This window comes from Zoogloea sp. GDB6, assembly GCF_056724105.1.
Map to the genome: position 1 here is coordinate 5142645 of NZ_CM161497.1, position 15435 is coordinate 5158079.

The following is a 15435-nucleotide window of genomic DNA, read 5'->3' on the forward strand; positions in this document are numbered from 1 at the left end:
CGCTCATGACGACGGCCGGATCGCCAGCCGGCGGCGGACCACGAACTTGCGGGCCTCCTCCACCACCAGCATGCCGGCGGCCCACGGCAGCAGGTCCAGCCACACCGGCCACGGCAGCGGCGCGGTGCCGAACAGCGCGTTGCCCCACGGCGTGTAGGCGATCAGCGCCAGCAGGCCGATCTCCAGCGCCACACCCCCCAGGATCAGCGGGTTGCCACCGAGCCCGGTGGCCCACACCGAGCGGACCGCGCTGCGGCACAGGAAGACGTTGACGACCTGCAGCAGCACGATGGTCGCCAGGCTGGCGGTGGTGGCCTGCCGGTACAGCAGGCTGCCCGCCGGCAACTCGACGCCGTAGGTCCACCCGCCGCCGTGCAGTACCTGGAAGAACACCGCCAGCACCGCCGCCGCCTCGAACAGGCCGAGGAACAGGTAGGCGCGCAGCGCCACCGCCAGGTTCAGCAGACGCTCCTTGCGGGCGCGTGGCGGGCGCTGCATCAATAGCGGATCGCCACGCTCGACGCCGAGGCCCAGCGCAGTCAGTGAATCCGTGCCCATATCCACCGCCAGCGCCTGCACCGGCGTCAGCGGCAGCGGGATGCGGAACAGCGCGAAGGCCAGCGTCGGCACCAGCTCGGCCACGTTGTGCACCAGCACGTAGGTGAGGAATTTGCGGATGTTCTGGAACACCGCGCGGCCTTCCTCGATGGCGTTCACGATGCTCGCAAAGTGGTCGTCGAGCAGCACCATGTCGGCGGCCTCCTTGGCCACGTCGGTGCCGCTGCGCCCCATGGCGATGCCGATGTGGGCGGCACGCAGGGCCGGCGCGTCATTGACGCCGTCGCCGGTCACCGCCACCACCTGGCCCTTGGCCTTCAGGGCCTCGACGATACGCAGCTTCTGGTCGGCAGCGACACGGGCGAACAGGATCTCCGGCGCGTCGAGGGCCAGCTGCAGCTGGGCCCGGTGCAGGCGGCGCAGCTCGGCGCCGGTGATCACCCGTGGCGCCTCGCCGCGCACCAGGCCGATGCGCCGCGCGATGGCGAGGCCGGTGGACGGATGGTCGCCGGTCACCATGATCACCTTGATACCCGCCGCGTGGCAGGTGGCGATGGCGCTGTCCACGTCGGCCCGCGGCGGATCAGCGATGCCGGCCAGGCCGGCAAAGACGAGCTGGCTCTCCATCGCGTCCCGCGGGCAATCCGTCGGCGGACGGCGGAAGGCCAGCGCGATGACCCGCAGGCCTTCGCTGGCCAGGACCTCCTGGGCGCGCTGGATGGCGGCGCGGACGGCGTCGTCGAGGGGTTGCTCGCCCGCGGCCGTGTGGATCATCGAACAGCGCGGCAGCACGCTTTCCAGCGCCCCCTTGCACACCAGCAGACGGCCGTCCGGCGCGTCGAACAGTACCGACTGACGCATGCGCTCCGAGTCGAAAGGCCACTCGTCGCTGCGCGGCGGCGCGGCGGGCTGCGGCGCGTGGTGCTCGGCGAACTCGGCCAGCGCGACCTCCAGCGGATCGCCGCTGAAGACCGGCACACCGGCGCCGCGGCTTTCGCCCAGATCGTTGCACCAGCGCGCCACACGGAAGAACAGCGCGTGCCCAGCCACCTGCTCCGGTGTCAGACCATCCAGCGGGACGATCTGCCCACCGAGGTACAGATGCTCGACACGCATGCGGTTCTCGGTGAGGGTGCCGGTCTTGTCAGTGCAGATCACCGTCACCGAGCCCAGCGTCTCCACCGACGGCAGATGGCGGATCAGCACCTTGCGCCGGGCCAGGCGCTGGGCGGCCAGCACCAGCGACAGGGTCAGCGTCGGCAGCAGGCCTTCCGGCACCAGCGCGATGATGATGCCGAGGGACAGGATGGTGTCGCGCCAGAAGGGCACACCGGTGACGCGCCCGACCGCGAAGAAGCCGGCACCCATGGCCAGCGCCAGCAGCGCGATGCTGCGGCTGAGGCGGGCGATCTCGCGACGCAGCGGTGAATCCCCGCCGGCGCCGGACTGGGTCAGGTGGGCGATGCGCCCGAATTCGGTGTGCGCGCCGGTCGCATAGACCACCGCCCGCCCCTGCCCGGCCACCACCGAAGTGCCGGCCAGCAGGATGTTGCGCGCATCGAAGGCCTGTTCCTCGGCGGACGGCCCCGGCTCGCAGCTGCGCGGGCGCGACTCGCCGGTCACCGTGGCGCGGTTGAGGCGCAGGCCAAAGGCCTCGATAAGGCGACAGTCGGCCGGCACGTTGTCGCCCTGGGCCAGCTGGATCACATCGCCGGGCACCAGGTTTTCGGCCGGCTCGCGGGCGGGCTGCCCGCCGCGCAGCACATCGACCTGCTGCGGCAAGAGACCCTGCAGCGCCGCCAACGTGCGCTCGACGCGCAGCTCCTGCCAGAAGGAGAACAGCCCCGACACCAGGATCACCAGCACCACCGCCCAGCCGACGCGGGCCATGCCCTGGCTCGGATCGAACCAGTCGGCCAGGAAGGCCAGGCCGGCGGCGACCCACAGGATGATCGAGAACAGGTGCGTGAATTCCTTCAGCAGGCGCAACCAGGCCGGCTCCGCCGCCAGTGGCTCAACCCGGTTCGGGCCGTACTCGGCCCGCCGCAGCGCCGCCTCGGCCACGCCCAGCCCCTGCGCCGAACTGCGCACGCTGGCGAGGGCATCGGAAACGGACAGTTGGTGGATCTTCATCGCAGGCGCACCGTGCTGGAGCGGACCAGCGCTTACTTTACGACTGGTCGGACACTACCGATACGACCTGGGTCAACACCGCGAAGCCTGGCATGCGGCATATTCTGGGCCGCGTGAATTTTCGATAAATACGCAGAAAATACTAAAGGTGTCAGCTTGGCTGCCGAAAAAGCGCCGGGCAATGAGCTTGCAGCCGGTATGTCGGCTGTAGATTCCTGTAGGGGACAGGGATTCGCCACGCAGCGGCAGGCATGCCAAAAACATAGAAAGAACAATACGATGCTTGCACGAATGAGTCTGCGTCAGAAGCTGCTGACGCTCGGGGCGGTGGCCATCGTGGCCCTGATCATCGCGGTACTGACCGGCCTGGTAGGTATCCGCGAAGGCGTAAGCGGCGTCAAGGAGCTCGGCCGCAAACGCCTGCCGGCAGTGATCGCCATCCAGGGCCTGCGGGAGGTGCAGGTCGCCCTCAAATCGAGCACCTACGAAGCGGCGCTGTGGGAAAGCGATCCGGACGCCCAGGACCAGTTCGAGGCCATCGCCCGCGACAAGCAGGCCCTGTGGGCCAACGTCGAGGGGGTCTGGAAGCGCTATGAGGCGATTCCCCGCTCGGCCGAGGAAGAAGCCCTGTGGCAAGCCTTCGTAGCGGAGTGGACGGCCTGGAAGAAGGTGGACCAGGACATCATCGAGCTGATCCGCGCCCTGGCCGCCAATCACGACGCGGCACGCCAGAAGGAACTGTTCCAGAAGTATTACCTGCTCGGCGGCGCCCAGCGCAAACCCTACCTGGCCGCCGAGAAGAACCTGATGCAGCTGGTGGACATCAATGCCCGCAATGTCGCCAGCCAGACCGAATCGGCCGAGCAGGCCACCGAACTGGCCCAGCAGGGCATGCTCGCGGTCGGCACCGGAGCGACGCTGGCCGTGCTGGTACTCGGCGCGCTGGTCGCCATCAGCATCCTGCGCCAGATGGGCGGTGAGCCCGCCTATGCCGCCGAGATCGCCCGCCGCATCTCCGAGGGCCAGCTGGGTGTGGACGTGCAGATCGGCCGCGACGACCGCAGCAGCCTGCTGTTCGCGATCAAGACCATGCGCGACCGGCTGGCCGGCATCCTGCGCGAGATCGAGGAATGCAGCCGCCACATGGGCCAGTCGGCCTACCAGATATCCAAGATTTCCAACGAGATCTCGGGCGTCAGCCGCCAGCAGGGCAGCCGCTCCGACGAAGTGTCCGGCGCCATGCTGCAGCTGCACCAGATCTCCGCAGAAGTGCGCAGCCAGGCCAGCCAGGCCGCCGAGCGCGCCTCGGTGGTCGAAGTCCTGTCCCGCGACGGGCTGGCCAGCGTGCGCCAGAACATCAGCTCGATGCAGCAGACCACCGCGCAGGTCAGCCGCGCCGCCGGCGAGATCCTCGAACTCGAAGAATCCGCCCGCCAGATCCACTCCATCGTCAACACGATCAAGGACATTGCCGCGCAGACCAATCTGCTGGCCCTCAATGCCGCGATCGAGGCCGCCCGCGCCGGCGAGCAGGGACGCGGCTTCGCCGTCGTCGCCGACGAGGTGCGCAAGCTGGCCGAACGCACCACCGCGTCGGCCAGCGAAGTCGGCCTGATCATCGACCAGCTGTCCACCAAGGTGCAGCAAGTGTCGGGGACGATGAACGAGGTCGTCCAGCAGGTGGACCTGACCCAGGACGAGGCGCACAAGACCAGCGGCTCCATCGAGGGCATGGCCAGCAACGCGGTGGATTCGGCACAGGCCATCCAGGGCATCGCATCGTCCAGCCACCAGCAGCTCGACCGCTTCTCGCTGCTCGAATCGACCACCGAGACCCTCTTCTCGACGCTGCGCGAAAGCGCCACCAAGGTGGACACCACGGCCGCCATCGGTGAAGACCTGCGCGACGTGACGAGCCGGCTCACCGACATCATGGCCGGCTTCAGCTTCGCCAGCGGCACCCGGATCCTGCCGGTCGAGAACGAGCAACGGCGGGCTCCGCGCGCCCGCCACGGGCTGCTGGTGAAGGTCGAACAAGGGGGCGTCCGCCAGGAAGGCGTCTGTGCCGACTTCTCCGTCGGCGGCCTGTGCCTCAGCCTGAGTCAGGCGGTTGACTCGCAGCAGCCGGTAAACCTCGGCCTCTTCGTGCCCGACGACGACCTGGAGCGCTACGCCAGCCAGGCGCCGGTACGCCTCACCGGGCGCATCGTGCGCAGCGGCAGGGACGGTGCCAAACACGAGTACGGCATCGAATTCACCGGGGTCGGCGAGGCGGAACGCAGCACGATCCGCCGCTGTTTCGAATTCTTCAAGAAGAACGCCAGTTTCTGAATCCAGCCCGCCCGCGCGGGCAATTACAAAGCAAACAAGGGAGTGTCATGTTTCTAGACGGATTGCAGCGCAAGCTGCAGACGGGCCTGTGCCTGCTGGGCGTTCTTGCCGCCCACGGGGCTGCGGCCGAAATGGTGGTGATCGTCGGCAAAGGCGGCCCCGATGCGATGACCAAGGAACAAGTTGCCGACGTGTTCCTCGGCAAGGCCGCCAGCCTGCCCGGCGGCGCTGCCGCCGCTCCGCAGGACCAGCCCGAGGCGAGCCCCCTGCGCGACGAGTTCTACACCAAGATGACCGGCAAGTCCGCCGCCCAGGCCAAGGCCTACTGGTCCAAGCTGGCCTTCACCGGCAAGGGCACACCGCCCCCCGAGGCGGCCAACAGCGCGGCGGTCAAGAAGGCCGTCGCGGCCGCCCCCGGCGGCATCGGCTACGTCGAGAAGGCCGCCGCCGACGCCACCGTCAAAGTCGTCCTGACCGTCCACTGAGGCCGCGCCGCGTCCCTTACCGAATTCGCATCTGGAGGTTCCATGTCTTTCCGCAACATCCCCTGCGCCGCGGCCCTGTCCGTGGCGGCACTACTGTGCGCAAGCGCGCCGGCGTCGGCCGTCGAAATGGGCGGCGTCGATTTCGCCGGCTCCGGCTTCATGACCCTCGGCCTCGGCCACATGCTGGGCGGCACCTCGGGTACCGTCAGCGACTTCAAGAAGCCGGTCTTCGTTTCCGACTACGCCCAGGGCGGCGTCTATGAGGGCAAGGGCGGCGTGCAATGGAAGCCCGACTCCAAGGTCGGCGTGCAGGGCGTCGCCACCTTCCCCGACCGGCGCTTCTCGGTCACCGGCCAGCTGGTCTCCCGCGGCGCCCGCGAAGGGGCCATCAACCTCGAATGGCTGTACGCCAGCTTCAAGGTGAACGACAGCTTCACGCTGCAGGCCGGCCGCAAGCGCATCCCGATGTTCTATTACTCGGACACCCAAGACATCGGCGTGGCCCTGCCGTGGACCCACCTGCCGCCGCAGCTGTACGGTTGGGAAGCGGTCAACTACAACGGCATGAACCTGGCTTACCGCGGCCAGTGGAGCGGCTGGGACGCCAACGCCAACCTGCTCGCCGGCTACGAGGCCAAGGACCGCAGCGGCTACTGGAAGGTCTACCGCGGCCGCAACAACCGCACCGACGTGCGCTGGGACAACATCGTCGGCGGCGACCTGACCCTCACCAAGGACTGGTTCGAGACGCGCCTCGTCTATCTGCAGTCCAAGGTCCGCCAGAAGAACGTCAGCGGCTCCCTCGATGCCGATCCCAGCTCGCCGACCTTCGGCAGCTACATCGACGCCGACACGTCCTTCAGCTCGCCGGCCGGCAAGCAGCAGATCTACGGCGTGAGCTTCAACGTGGATTACGAGAACGTGCTGGTGCGCAGCGAGTTCATCCGCATCGCCCACAACGACGTGATGGGCTACACCGACCGCGCGCAGATCCTCGGCGTCGGCTACCGCCTCGGCAAATGGACGCCGATGGTCACCGTGTCCAACTACCGCAGCCAGGCCGAGATCTCCGCTGGCGCCGACCCGGACGGCCAGGAAGCCCACCGCACCGAGTCCCTCACGCTGCGCTACGACCTGACCACCTCCAGCGCCGTCAAGGTCCAGCTCGACTTCCAGAAGGACCGCAGCGGCCCCAACTACACCGTGGACGGCTTCAACCGCTTCGGCAACGCACGCCTGCTGACCGCCACCTACGACGTGGTGTTCTGAGCAGCCCCGATGGAAGGTGCGGCGGCACCGGCAGACGACACATGCGGCCGCTCACACCGCCGCTGCAACCTTGCAGCCCAGGGTGGTACGCGTGAAAGGGCTGAGCGCCGCTAGCGGCCGATGCGCTTGAGGGTGTCCTGCGCCGCATCCGCCGTCGGGCCGCCGAGTTCGACGGCGCGCTGGGCGGCCTTGCGAGCTTCGACCGGACGCTTCAGCTCGAGCAACACGTTGGCCAGGTTGTTCCACGCGACCGCCGCGTCATGGCGTTTGGCCGCGGCGCGGAAGGCGGCTTCCGCGCCGCGCAGGTTGCCGACCTGGTACTGGCTGTTGCCGAGGCCCATCGCCAGGGTCAGGCTGTCCGGCCAGCGGGCCAGCGCGGCCCGGTAGGCCGGCACCGCACGCCCCGCCGGCGCGGCTTTTTCGAAGGCCACCAGCGCGCGGGTGGTCAGCGCCTCGTCGGCCGTCGCGGCCAACTGCCCCGGCGGCACGACGACGAAGGCCCACTTGCCGGCCCGCTCCCAGGTCAACTCGAAGGTACGGAAGGGCATCACCTGGCGCTCCATCGGACCGGAGCGCAGCAGGAAGGATTCGTCGTCCAGGTCGTAGCCGATCACCACCGCGTAGTGCCAGGTCGGTGCCCACGACAGGCCGAGGTTGAGCAGCACGATCACTGGATGCCCGGCCGCCGTCTCGCGCATCAGCGCCTCCAGTGTGCCGGGGATCTCCACCGCCAGCGCCCCCTGGCGCCGCGCACCGGACAGCATCTCGATCTGCAGCGAACCCTGGCGCCCCGGCAGGAAAACCTCCCCGGCCAGCGCCTGCGGCGTCACGCCGAAGCCATTGGCTCCCAGCACCATCGCCAGCGCCGCCGGCCCGCACTGGTAATCCTCCTGCGCGTAATACGGCACCCCTGACAACTCGACCCGCGGCGGCACCCCGGTCGGCCTCTCAGCACGCAAGGCCGCCGTCTGCGCCGCGCAACCGCTCAGCCCGAGCGCCACCAGTGCACCCGCCGCGCCCAGCAGACGCCGCCGCTTTTCAAGAAAAGGAGACTTGCTCATTGGTTCGACCTTGGCGAAGAAATCGTAGCGAGCGCTCCGAGGTCGCAACGAGGAGCACAGCCGTACATGAGTACGGCGAGCACCGGAATTGCGAGATCGGAGTGCGCAGTAGATTTATTCGCCAAGGTCAGCGGATGGAGCGGGTGAAGGGGAAGACCTTGGTGAAGCCGAGGATGTCGGTCACCAGCAACAACAGGAACAGGAAGATGATCACCTCGATGAAACCACCGGCCGGCGCCTTGTCCATCTGCGTGGCAAGGCGGCTGGCGTCCTCGTCGGTCAGCGCGGCGACGCGCTCACGGGCATCGGCAGCCTTGACGCCCATGCTCTCCAGGCGAGACTGCACGTCGGCACGGTCGAGCAGCTCGTTCAGGTGGGCGCGCGCCTCGGCGCCACTGCGGGTCGTGCCCTGGCTGGCCTGGGCGACCTGCTCGGTGCCGATCATGGTGGCCTGGGCGGTCTGTACGAAGGCCACCTGAGTGGTACTGACGATAAGCAGGGCAGCAAGAGTCTGCTTGAAGCGTTTCATTGTGGTTCTCCTTGGGATCATGGAAGGCCCGCATGGCAGGCAATGCTTCATGCTGGCAGGCCGGTCCACGCTTCTTCAAGGTCGATCCTGTAACAACACATTTTGGGTAGTGGCATCCGTCACGGGCCTGCCTGGCCCCGTGCGATGGCCTCGACGATGCCGCGGCGGGCCCGCGCACGGCGCAACAGGTTGGCGGCCTCCCCCTCCCGCTCCAGCCATTCGCGGAAGCGCCTGAGGCCGAGCCGTACAGCGCCTTCCTCGACGCAGTGGGACAACAGCACGAGCTGGGTCTGCATGACGTCCTCGGCGGCGAACACGCCGAACTCCGAGGCCACCGCCACCGCGTTGCTGGTGCCGAGCAGCCTGAGGGCCTGGGATTCGGTAACGCCCCGGTGGCAGGCAATCACATGCACCGGACCGACAGTATCTGCTTCCGCCAGCAGCGCCGCATAGTCGTGGTCCTGGTAGAAAGGCTGGCCGACCCGCTCCCGCGCCGCTGCCACGCCCAGTGCCGCCGGAATCGCCTCCACGCGCAGCAGCAGACGGGCCGGCGCCAGCCCGGACAGACCCAGGTCGGACAACACGACGCCGTCCTCCGCCACCTCGCCGTCCAGCGCCTCGACGAGGGCGGCGCGCATCGCCTCGGCGCGGCGAGGCAGATCCAGACGGGCCCAGTCCAGCGCTGCCCCCTGATCGACCCGCCGACCGGTTGGCCGTGCACCGCGCTTGGCCAACTCGACGGCACGCTGCACAACAAGGCGCAGCGCGGCGTCGAACAGCGCGTCGCGATCAGCGACCCGCGTGTGGATCAGGCGCCGGGCGGCGACGTATTGTTGAAACACCTTGTCACGATGTTCCACCGCCGGGAAGGCCGGTTCCAGTGAAATCACCGACACCACGTCGCGCCGATGAGTGAGCGCTTCCTGCAGTTCGGCGTGGCAGATGCCGATTTCGCTGCCGTTGTCTGCGCTGCCGGCCTCGCCGGTGTACAGCACCAGCACGATGTCGGCCTTGGCGATCTCCTCCAGAGAACCTTCGAGGATGGTCTTGCCGGCCGGCTCCGGATCGTCCTCGTGGATCCACACCTCGAAGAGTTGATGCCCGCCGACGCGGATAGCTTCGATGCGCGCCTTGAGCTCCAGGCGCAGGTCGGTGAGCAGCTCGCCACCGAACACGGGCGACAGGGCACGGCTGGAGAACATCACGCGGAGACGGGGAACGGCGGCCATCGACGGGCTCCTCGGACAGGCGGGAGCTCACGATACCACTCCGTCATTTCCATGGGCAGGCCGGCCAACATGGCCGCAAAGTGCCACAATCCCATATCCCCACCGACAACCGACGCCGCGATGAGTAAGGATCCCACACTTGCCGACCTGCGCAAGAGCTACGAGCACGGCACCCTCGACGACGACGAGGCTGCCGCGGTTCCACTGAACCAGTTCGCCGCCTGGTTGAAGGAAGCGCTGGACAAGGGCCTGCCGGAACCCAACGCGATGACCGTCGCGACGGTCGGCCCCGACGGGCGGCCTTCCACCCGCATCGTGCTGATCAAGGGCTACGACGCGCGCGGCATCGTCTGGTACACCAACTACACCAGCCGCAAGGGCCGGGAACTGGAGGCCCATCCCTTCGCCGCGCTGCAGTTCCACTGGGTCGAGCTGGAACGGGTGGTGCGCATCGAGGGCCGCGTCGAGAAGGTCTCCGCCGAGGAGTCCGATGCCTACTTCGCCAGCCGCCCGCTGAGCCACCGCGTCGGCGCGTGGGCCTCGCCGCAGAGCGAGCCGATTACCGGCCGCGGCGTGCTGGTTGCCCGCGCCGCCGAATACGGCCTGCGCTTCGGCCTCAACCCGCCACGCCCGCCCCACTGGGGCGGCTTCCGGCTGGTGCCGGACTACTGGGAATTCTGGCAGGGCCGCAGCTCGCGCCTGCACGACCGCATCGCCTACCGCCTGCAGCCGGACGGCAGCTGGCACAAGGCGCGGCTGGCCCCTTGAGGCGCACCAAGGCAGCGCCGGGATTGAATGTCTATAATCGGCGGCGCTTTCCTTTGCTGAGATCCGACATGTTCGTGCGCTTCGCCACCGTCCTCACCCTGGCCCTGGGCATCGCCACCGCCCATGCCGACGAGACGGTCTACCGCTTCTCGCCGGTCAACCAGTGGGACATCAACAAGACGGCGGCCTACTGGAACCCGATCATCCAGTACGTCTCGGAGAAGAGCGGGGTCAGGCTGCAGCTCAAGATCGGCCGCACGTCGGCCGACACCACCAGTTACGTGCTGGCCCAGGAAGTGGAGTTCGTATTCACCAACCACCTGTTCAGCCCCGAGCGCGAATCGCTGGGCTGGAAGGTCTTCGGGCGCCGCAACGCACCGCCGCTACGCGGCCAGATCGTCGTACCCGCCGACTCGCCGATCACCCGCATCGAGGAGCTCAAGGGCCAGGAAGTGGCTTTTGCCGGCCCCGAAGCCTTCATCGGCTACAAGGTGCCCTACGCCTACCTGCTGTCGAGGAACGTGGACGTGAAGACCGTCTTCGGCGGCAACCAGAACGCCGCAATGGCCCAGCTGTTCGCCGGCAAGGCCAAGGCGGTGGGCAGCAATTCCATGCTGGTGGAGGGCTACGCCAACCGGGAAGGCAAGAAGTTCCGCGTGCTGTGGACGTCCGAGCCCTACCACGACCTGGCGCTGATGGTCTCCGGCCGGGTGCCCGACAAGGACCTGAAGGCCGTCTCGGCGGCCTTCCTCGGCATGCACAAGGACCCCCGCGGCCAGGAAGTCCTGCACCACGCATCCCAGGAGGTCGGTCTCAGCAGCGACGCCTACTTCATCCCCGCCAGCGGCAGTGACTATGTGCCATACCGCAAGTTCTACCAGAGCGCACCGGCTGCGCTGCGCTGACGGATAAAGGCCCCGGCCCATGGGCAAGCTCTCGAGGCTGCTGCCGCAGTCGCTGGTCACGCGCATCTACGCACTGTACTCGGTTGCGTTGCTGTTCTTCATCGGCGGCGGGCTCGTCATGTTCTACCAGTACCAGTTCGCCCAGGAACTGGAAACCGCCCAGCAGTCGGCCACGATGCTGATCGAGGTGACTGCCCAGACCATCACCGACAGCGCGGTGATCGGCGACTACGACACCATCCAGCGCACCCTCGACAAATCCATCCTCGGTTCCCAGTTCGCCTCCGCCACCTTCATCGACCTGGCCGGCGGCGGCCTGCGCAGCGTCAACCGGGACAAGCCACCGATCGTACCGCCGGACTGGCTGCGCAAGCGCGTTGCCGCCGACCTCTACGAGGTCAATCGCAACATCTCGGCCGGCGGCCACGACTACGGCGTGCTACGCCTCGAATTCGACGTGGACATGATCGCCGGCGGACTGTGGCGGTTGTTCCGCACGGCTCTGCTGCTGACCCTGCTGGGCTTCACCGGCGGCATCGTGCTGATCTGGTTTCCCCTCAAGCTGTGGCTGGGCAGCCTGGGCCGCGTAAAGGGCTTCGACGAGACCCGGCGCGAAGCACGCGCCCCCCAGGACGACGAGGAACTCCTCGCCGACCTGCCGCTGGAATTCCGCCCGATGTTCGACGTGCTCAACCAGACCGCCGCCCGGCTGCAGCTGGAGCTCAGCCAGCGCGAGAAGGCGCTGACCTCTCTGCGCGAGGTGCTGGCCGGCCTGCAGGCCCTGCCCAGCCCGGCGCCGAGCACGCCATCCGACCAGGACATCGAGGCGGTGACCGCCGCCATCGGCCGGCTGGTCGCCGAACGGGAGGCCGGCCGCCTCGCGCTGGAACAGGCCCGCGATGCCGCCGAGGCGGCCAACCGCGCGAAGAGCGACTTCCTGGCCAACATGAGCCACGAGATCCGCACGCCGATGAACGGCATCATCGGCATGACCGAACTGGCCCTCGACACCAAGCTGGACGACGAGCAGCGGGATTACCTGGACATCGTGCGCTCCTCCGCCGACGCACTGCTGACCATCATCAACGACATCCTCGACTTCTCGAAGATCGAGGCCGGCAAGCTGGCCATCGAGAACATCGACTTCGACCTGCGCGAACTGCTGCAAGACGCGCTGCGCCCGGTCACGCTGCAGGGCGAGGAGAAGGGCCTGCAGGTACGCTGCCAGGTGGCCGACGACGTGCCGCGCATGCTCGGCGGCGACCCGGTACGGATCCGCCAGGTGCTCATCAACCTGCTCAGCAACGCGGTGAAGTTCACCGAGGCCGGTGAGGTGGCGGTAAAGGTCGGCCGCGGCGACGGCCAGGAACTGCGGTTCTCGGTGCGTGACACCGGCATCGGCATCGCCGCGGCGGCCCAGCGACACATCTTCGACGCCTTCTCCCAGGAAGATACGTCGATCACCCGCAAGTTCGGCGGCACCGGCCTGGGCCTGTCGATCTGCAGCCGCCTGATCGCACTGATGGGTGGCCGCATCTGGGTGGACAGCACGCCGGGCCAGGGCTCGACCTTTCACTTCACGCTGCCCTGCCGGACGGCTGCCACAGCCGACACCACCGTGCCTGCCAGCGCAGCGGCCGCGCCGCAGGAAGAGGCGGCCATCAGCGGCGCGCGGGTCCTGCTCGTCGAGGACAACCCGATCAACCAGCGCCTCGCCCAGGCCCTGTTGCAGAAGCGCGGCTACGCGGTGAGCCTGGCGGAGAACGGCGCCGACGCGGTGGACATGGTCGGCGCCGGCCATTTCGACGTGATCCTGATGGACATGCAGATGCCGGTACTGGACGGCCTCGAAGCCACCCGCCGGATCCGCAACCAGGAGCAGGCGGCCGGGCACACGCGGGTGCCGATCATCGCGATGACCGCCAACGCGATGATCGGCGACCGGGAACGCTGCCTCGACGCCGGCATGGACGACTACCTGAGCAAGCCGATCAAGGCCCAGGAATTCTACGAACGCATTGAGGGCATGCTCAACAAGAAAACCGTGGGGCAAGTCCAGGGCGCGTAATGCCGGCCATGGAAGTGATCACGTTACGCTCTCCATGGGCAACACGAGCCGCGCCTCAAGGCCGCCACGGTTGATCAGTTCCAGGCGCCCCCCTTCCAGAGCCATGACGCGCTCGACGATGGCCAGCCCCAATCCCGCCCCACCTGGGTCACCGCGAGCCCGATCCAGGCGGGCAAAGGGTTGTCGGATAGCATTCAACGCCTCCTCAGGAATCCCGGGCCCCTGGTCGCGTACGGTGATGAGCAATGTATCCACGCCGGGCCCCACAGACATCCACACCGTGGCATCGCTGTATTTCAGCGCGTTTTCCACCAGATTGATCACCGCCCGGCGCAAAGCCAGCGGCCGGCAAACCAAGGTCGGGAGTGTGCTCACCGGTCTCTCCACGATGAGACGCGGCGTTGCCAAGCTAGCAGCGACATCGCCCACGAGTTCTTCCACGTCGCACGGCACACGAGGTTCTTCCGCTCCCAGACGGGCAAAATCGATGAACTGTTCGATGATCTGCTCCGCCACCCCGATATTGCGCACCATGCCCCGGAGCAATTCGTCTTCGCCTTCCACGTCGAGGATTTCCGCGGCCAGTCGCAATTTTGCGAGGGGCGTCCGCAGGTCGTGGGACAGCCCTGCCAACATCAGCGCCCGCTCCTTCTCGTTGACCTCCAGTTGGCGCACCATGCCATTGAAGGCCATCGCCAAGCCGGCGATCTCGGTGGGTGCGACGGCAATACGGATTTCCGGGTATTCGCCGGCGGCCAGACGCTCCGCTGCCTGCTGGAGGAGCACCAGTGGGCGGTGAAGGTGACGTTGAATCAACATTGCACCAAGGATCGCCAGCACGCCGGCACCGACCATTACACCCAGGACCAGCCTGCTGTGCTCGGCGGCCAGGCCGCCAGCCTCCAGTCCCAGCCACCAGGACTCGCCCCCCAGGTCGGTCCGAACCCACAGGAGGGAAGGCGGCCCCGCCGACCAGCCGAGGCGGACATCCGACCCCAAGCGTGCCTGCAGGCGCTCAAGCGCCCACCGCATCAGCCGCGTGGGGGGTATGACCAATCCTTCGGGTTGCCCCCGCGAGACCCACGCCGACGCATTCTGCCGCCCCAGATCGGCGATGAAGCGCTGCCGCTCGGCGACGCTCATGTGCGCCACGGCCCCCGACAACAGATTCAGGTAACGCAGGGTAACCTCGCTCATCCGCTCGATACGGGGCTTCTGGACGAGGACATAATAGGCCGCAACAACGCCGAACTCGGCACATAGGATCAAGCAGACGATCAGCAGCACATGACGGCCAAACAGGCTCCGAGGCCAGCCGAAGCGCGACGTCACTGTGGGGCCTCCCGATCGCCGACAAAGACATAACCTGCCCCCCAGACGGTGCGGATGTAACGCGGCGTGGCAGGGTCCTCCTCAAGAACCCGGCGCAGGCGCAGAACCTGCACATCCACGCTACGCTCACTGTTGTCCTTGCGAGATCCGAAGGCCAGATCGAGCAGGCGTTCCCGCCCGAGGGGCCGGCCCGGGTGCCTTGCCAATACCTGCAGCAGGGCAAACTCGCCGGAGGTGAGCACTACATCCCGACCATCCCGGCTCAACCGGCAAGCGCCTAGATCAAGGACGAAGGGACCGAAGCGCACCACGCCGTCGCCCGCCAATGACGCACTACCGCGGGCCAGTTGCTGACGGCGCAACAGGGCCCGCAGTCGGGCCACCAGTTCGCGGGGCTCAAAGGGTTTCGGCAAGTAGTCATCGGCTCCCATCTCAAGCCCGATGATGCGCTCCACCGCCTCGCCACGTGCCGTAAGCATCAGGATCGGGATCGCCTCCCCATTGGCCCGCAGGCGCCTGCAAATGGACAACCCGTCCTCACCCGGCAACATCAGGTCAAGCACCAGAGCATCGTAGGGTTCCCGGGCCAGCAGACGGTCGAGTTGCTCACCGTCGGACACTTGTCGCACCTCGAAACCCTGACTACCCAGGTAGCGCTGCAGCAGCGCACGCAGTTCAGCTTCGTCGTCGAGGACCAGGATGCGGGCATTGGGCATGGCGGAACTGGATTTGGATGGAGTCACCATTGTGCCGCCGGCCGGTATTGA

The 15435-nt window shown here is 67.6% G+C and carries 12 protein-coding genes; 6 read left to right on the forward strand and 6 right to left on the reverse strand.

All coding sequences use genetic code 11. The features are described from left to right. Positions 1-3 precede the first annotated feature (3 nt). Positions 4-2691: a cation-translocating P-type ATPase gene (locus AC1PQG_RS23415; protein ID WP_481120132.1), complete on the reverse strand. Its 2688-nt coding sequence runs from the start codon at positions 2689-2691 to the stop codon at positions 4-6. Between the two features lie 291 nt (positions 2692-2982). Here AC1PQG_RS23415 and AC1PQG_RS23420 point away from each other — a divergent pair, with 291 nt between their 5' ends. The 3 genes from AC1PQG_RS23420 to AC1PQG_RS23430 are packed head-to-tail and all read left to right on the forward strand — an operon-like array spanning position 2983 to position 6776. Next, positions 2983-5022, forward strand: a complete 2040-nt coding sequence (locus AC1PQG_RS23420) for a methyl-accepting chemotaxis protein (RefSeq protein WP_481120133.1) — start codon at positions 2983-2985, stop codon at positions 5020-5022. Between the two features lie 47 nt (positions 5023-5069). Next, positions 5070-5507 (forward strand): hypothetical protein, encoded by a 438-nt coding sequence (locus AC1PQG_RS23425; protein ID WP_374480379.1) that lies wholly within the window; start codon positions 5070-5072, stop codon positions 5505-5507. A gap of 42 nt (positions 5508-5549) precedes the next feature. Then, positions 5550-6776, forward strand: a complete 1227-nt coding sequence (locus tag AC1PQG_RS23430; protein WP_481120134.1) for a hypothetical protein — start codon at positions 5550-5552, stop codon at positions 6774-6776. Between the two features lie 110 nt (positions 6777-6886). Here the strand turns inward: AC1PQG_RS23430 and AC1PQG_RS23435 are convergent, their stop codons facing one another. The 3 genes from AC1PQG_RS23435 to AC1PQG_RS23445 all read right to left on the reverse strand — a co-directional run bounded on the left by AC1PQG_RS23435 (position 6887) and on the right by AC1PQG_RS23445 (position 9595). Continuing rightward, complete coding sequence (locus AC1PQG_RS23435; RefSeq protein ID WP_481120135.1) at positions 6887-7837, reverse strand: PA2778 family cysteine peptidase; 951 nt, start codon at positions 7835-7837, stop codon at positions 6887-6889. Between the two features lie 127 nt (positions 7838-7964). Continuing rightward, complete coding sequence (locus tag AC1PQG_RS23440) at positions 7965-8366, reverse strand: PA2779 family protein (RefSeq protein WP_481120136.1); 402 nt, start codon at positions 8364-8366, stop codon at positions 7965-7967. Between the two features lie 119 nt (positions 8367-8485). Next, the gene (locus AC1PQG_RS23445) at positions 8486-9595 is read right to left on the reverse strand and encodes a hypothetical protein (RefSeq protein ID WP_481120137.1); all 1110 of its coding nucleotides are present in this window, start codon (positions 9593-9595) and stop codon (positions 8486-8488) included. 120 nt (positions 9596-9715) lie between these two features. Between AC1PQG_RS23445 and pdxH the strand changes: the two genes are divergently transcribed. From pdxH to AC1PQG_RS23460, 3 genes are all read left to right on the forward strand, one after another. Then, the gene (gene pdxH / locus AC1PQG_RS23450; protein ID WP_481120138.1) at positions 9716-10363 is read left to right on the forward strand and encodes a pyridoxamine 5'-phosphate oxidase; all 648 of its coding nucleotides are present in this window, start codon (positions 9716-9718) and stop codon (positions 10361-10363) included. A gap of 68 nt (positions 10364-10431) precedes the next feature. Beyond that, positions 10432-11268 carry a phosphate/phosphite/phosphonate ABC transporter substrate-binding protein gene (locus tag AC1PQG_RS23455; RefSeq protein WP_481120139.1) on the forward strand — a complete coding sequence of 279 codons (837 nt, stop codon included), beginning with the start codon at positions 10432-10434 and terminating at the stop codon, positions 11266-11268. A 19-nt stretch (positions 11269-11287) separates the two neighbouring features. Next, positions 11288-13336 carry a hybrid sensor histidine kinase/response regulator gene (locus tag AC1PQG_RS23460; RefSeq protein WP_481120140.1) on the forward strand — a complete coding sequence of 683 codons (2049 nt, stop codon included), beginning with the start codon at positions 11288-11290 and terminating at the stop codon, positions 13334-13336. Positions 13337-13354: 18 nt separating this feature from the next. Here the strand turns inward: AC1PQG_RS23460 and AC1PQG_RS23465 are convergent, their stop codons facing one another. Next, entirely contained in the window at positions 13355-14668 is a 1314-nt protein-coding gene (locus AC1PQG_RS23465; RefSeq protein WP_481120141.1) for an ATP-binding protein, read from the reverse strand. Next, complete coding sequence (gene ompR, locus AC1PQG_RS23470; protein WP_481120142.1) at positions 14665-15384, reverse strand: osmolarity response regulator transcription factor OmpR; 720 nt, start codon at positions 15382-15384, stop codon at positions 14665-14667. The genes AC1PQG_RS23465 and ompR overlap by 4 nt, the downstream gene beginning before the upstream one ends. Positions 15385-15435: the final 51 nt, after the last annotated feature.

What these genes read in the sequence shown, in the direction of transcription:
- AC1PQG_RS23415 (WP_481120132.1), bottom strand. Translation starts at nt 2,691, where the DNA reads ATGAAGATCCACCAACTGTCCGTTTCCGATGCCCTCGCCAGCGTGCGC.
- AC1PQG_RS23460 (WP_481120140.1), top strand. Translation starts at nt 11,288, where the DNA reads ATGGGCAAGCTCTCGAGGCTGCTGCCGCAGTCGCTGGTCACGCGCATC.
- AC1PQG_RS23440 (WP_481120136.1), bottom strand. Translation starts at nt 8,366, where the DNA reads ATGAAACGCTTCAAGCAGACTCTTGCTGCCCTGCTTATCGTCAGTACC.
- AC1PQG_RS23455 (WP_481120139.1), top strand. Translation starts at nt 10,432, where the DNA reads ATGTTCGTGCGCTTCGCCACCGTCCTCACCCTGGCCCTGGGCATCGCC.
- AC1PQG_RS23420 (WP_481120133.1), top strand. Translation starts at nt 2,983, where the DNA reads ATGAGTCTGCGTCAGAAGCTGCTGACGCTCGGGGCGGTGGCCATCGTG.
- AC1PQG_RS23430 (WP_481120134.1), top strand. Translation starts at nt 5,550, where the DNA reads ATGTCTTTCCGCAACATCCCCTGCGCCGCGGCCCTGTCCGTGGCGGCA.
- AC1PQG_RS23445 (WP_481120137.1), bottom strand. Translation starts at nt 9,595, where the DNA reads ATGGCCGCCGTTCCCCGTCTCCGCGTGATGTTCTCCAGCCGTGCCCTG.
- AC1PQG_RS23425 (WP_374480379.1), top strand. Translation starts at nt 5,070, where the DNA reads ATGTTTCTAGACGGATTGCAGCGCAAGCTGCAGACGGGCCTGTGCCTG.
- pdxH (WP_481120138.1), top strand. Translation starts at nt 9,716, where the DNA reads ATGAGTAAGGATCCCACACTTGCCGACCTGCGCAAGAGCTACGAGCAC.
- ompR (WP_481120142.1), bottom strand. Translation starts at nt 15,384, where the DNA reads ATGCCCAATGCCCGCATCCTGGTCCTCGACGACGAAGCTGAACTGCGT.
- AC1PQG_RS23435 (WP_481120135.1), bottom strand. Translation starts at nt 7,837, where the DNA reads ATGAGCAAGTCTCCTTTTCTTGAAAAGCGGCGGCGTCTGCTGGGCGCG.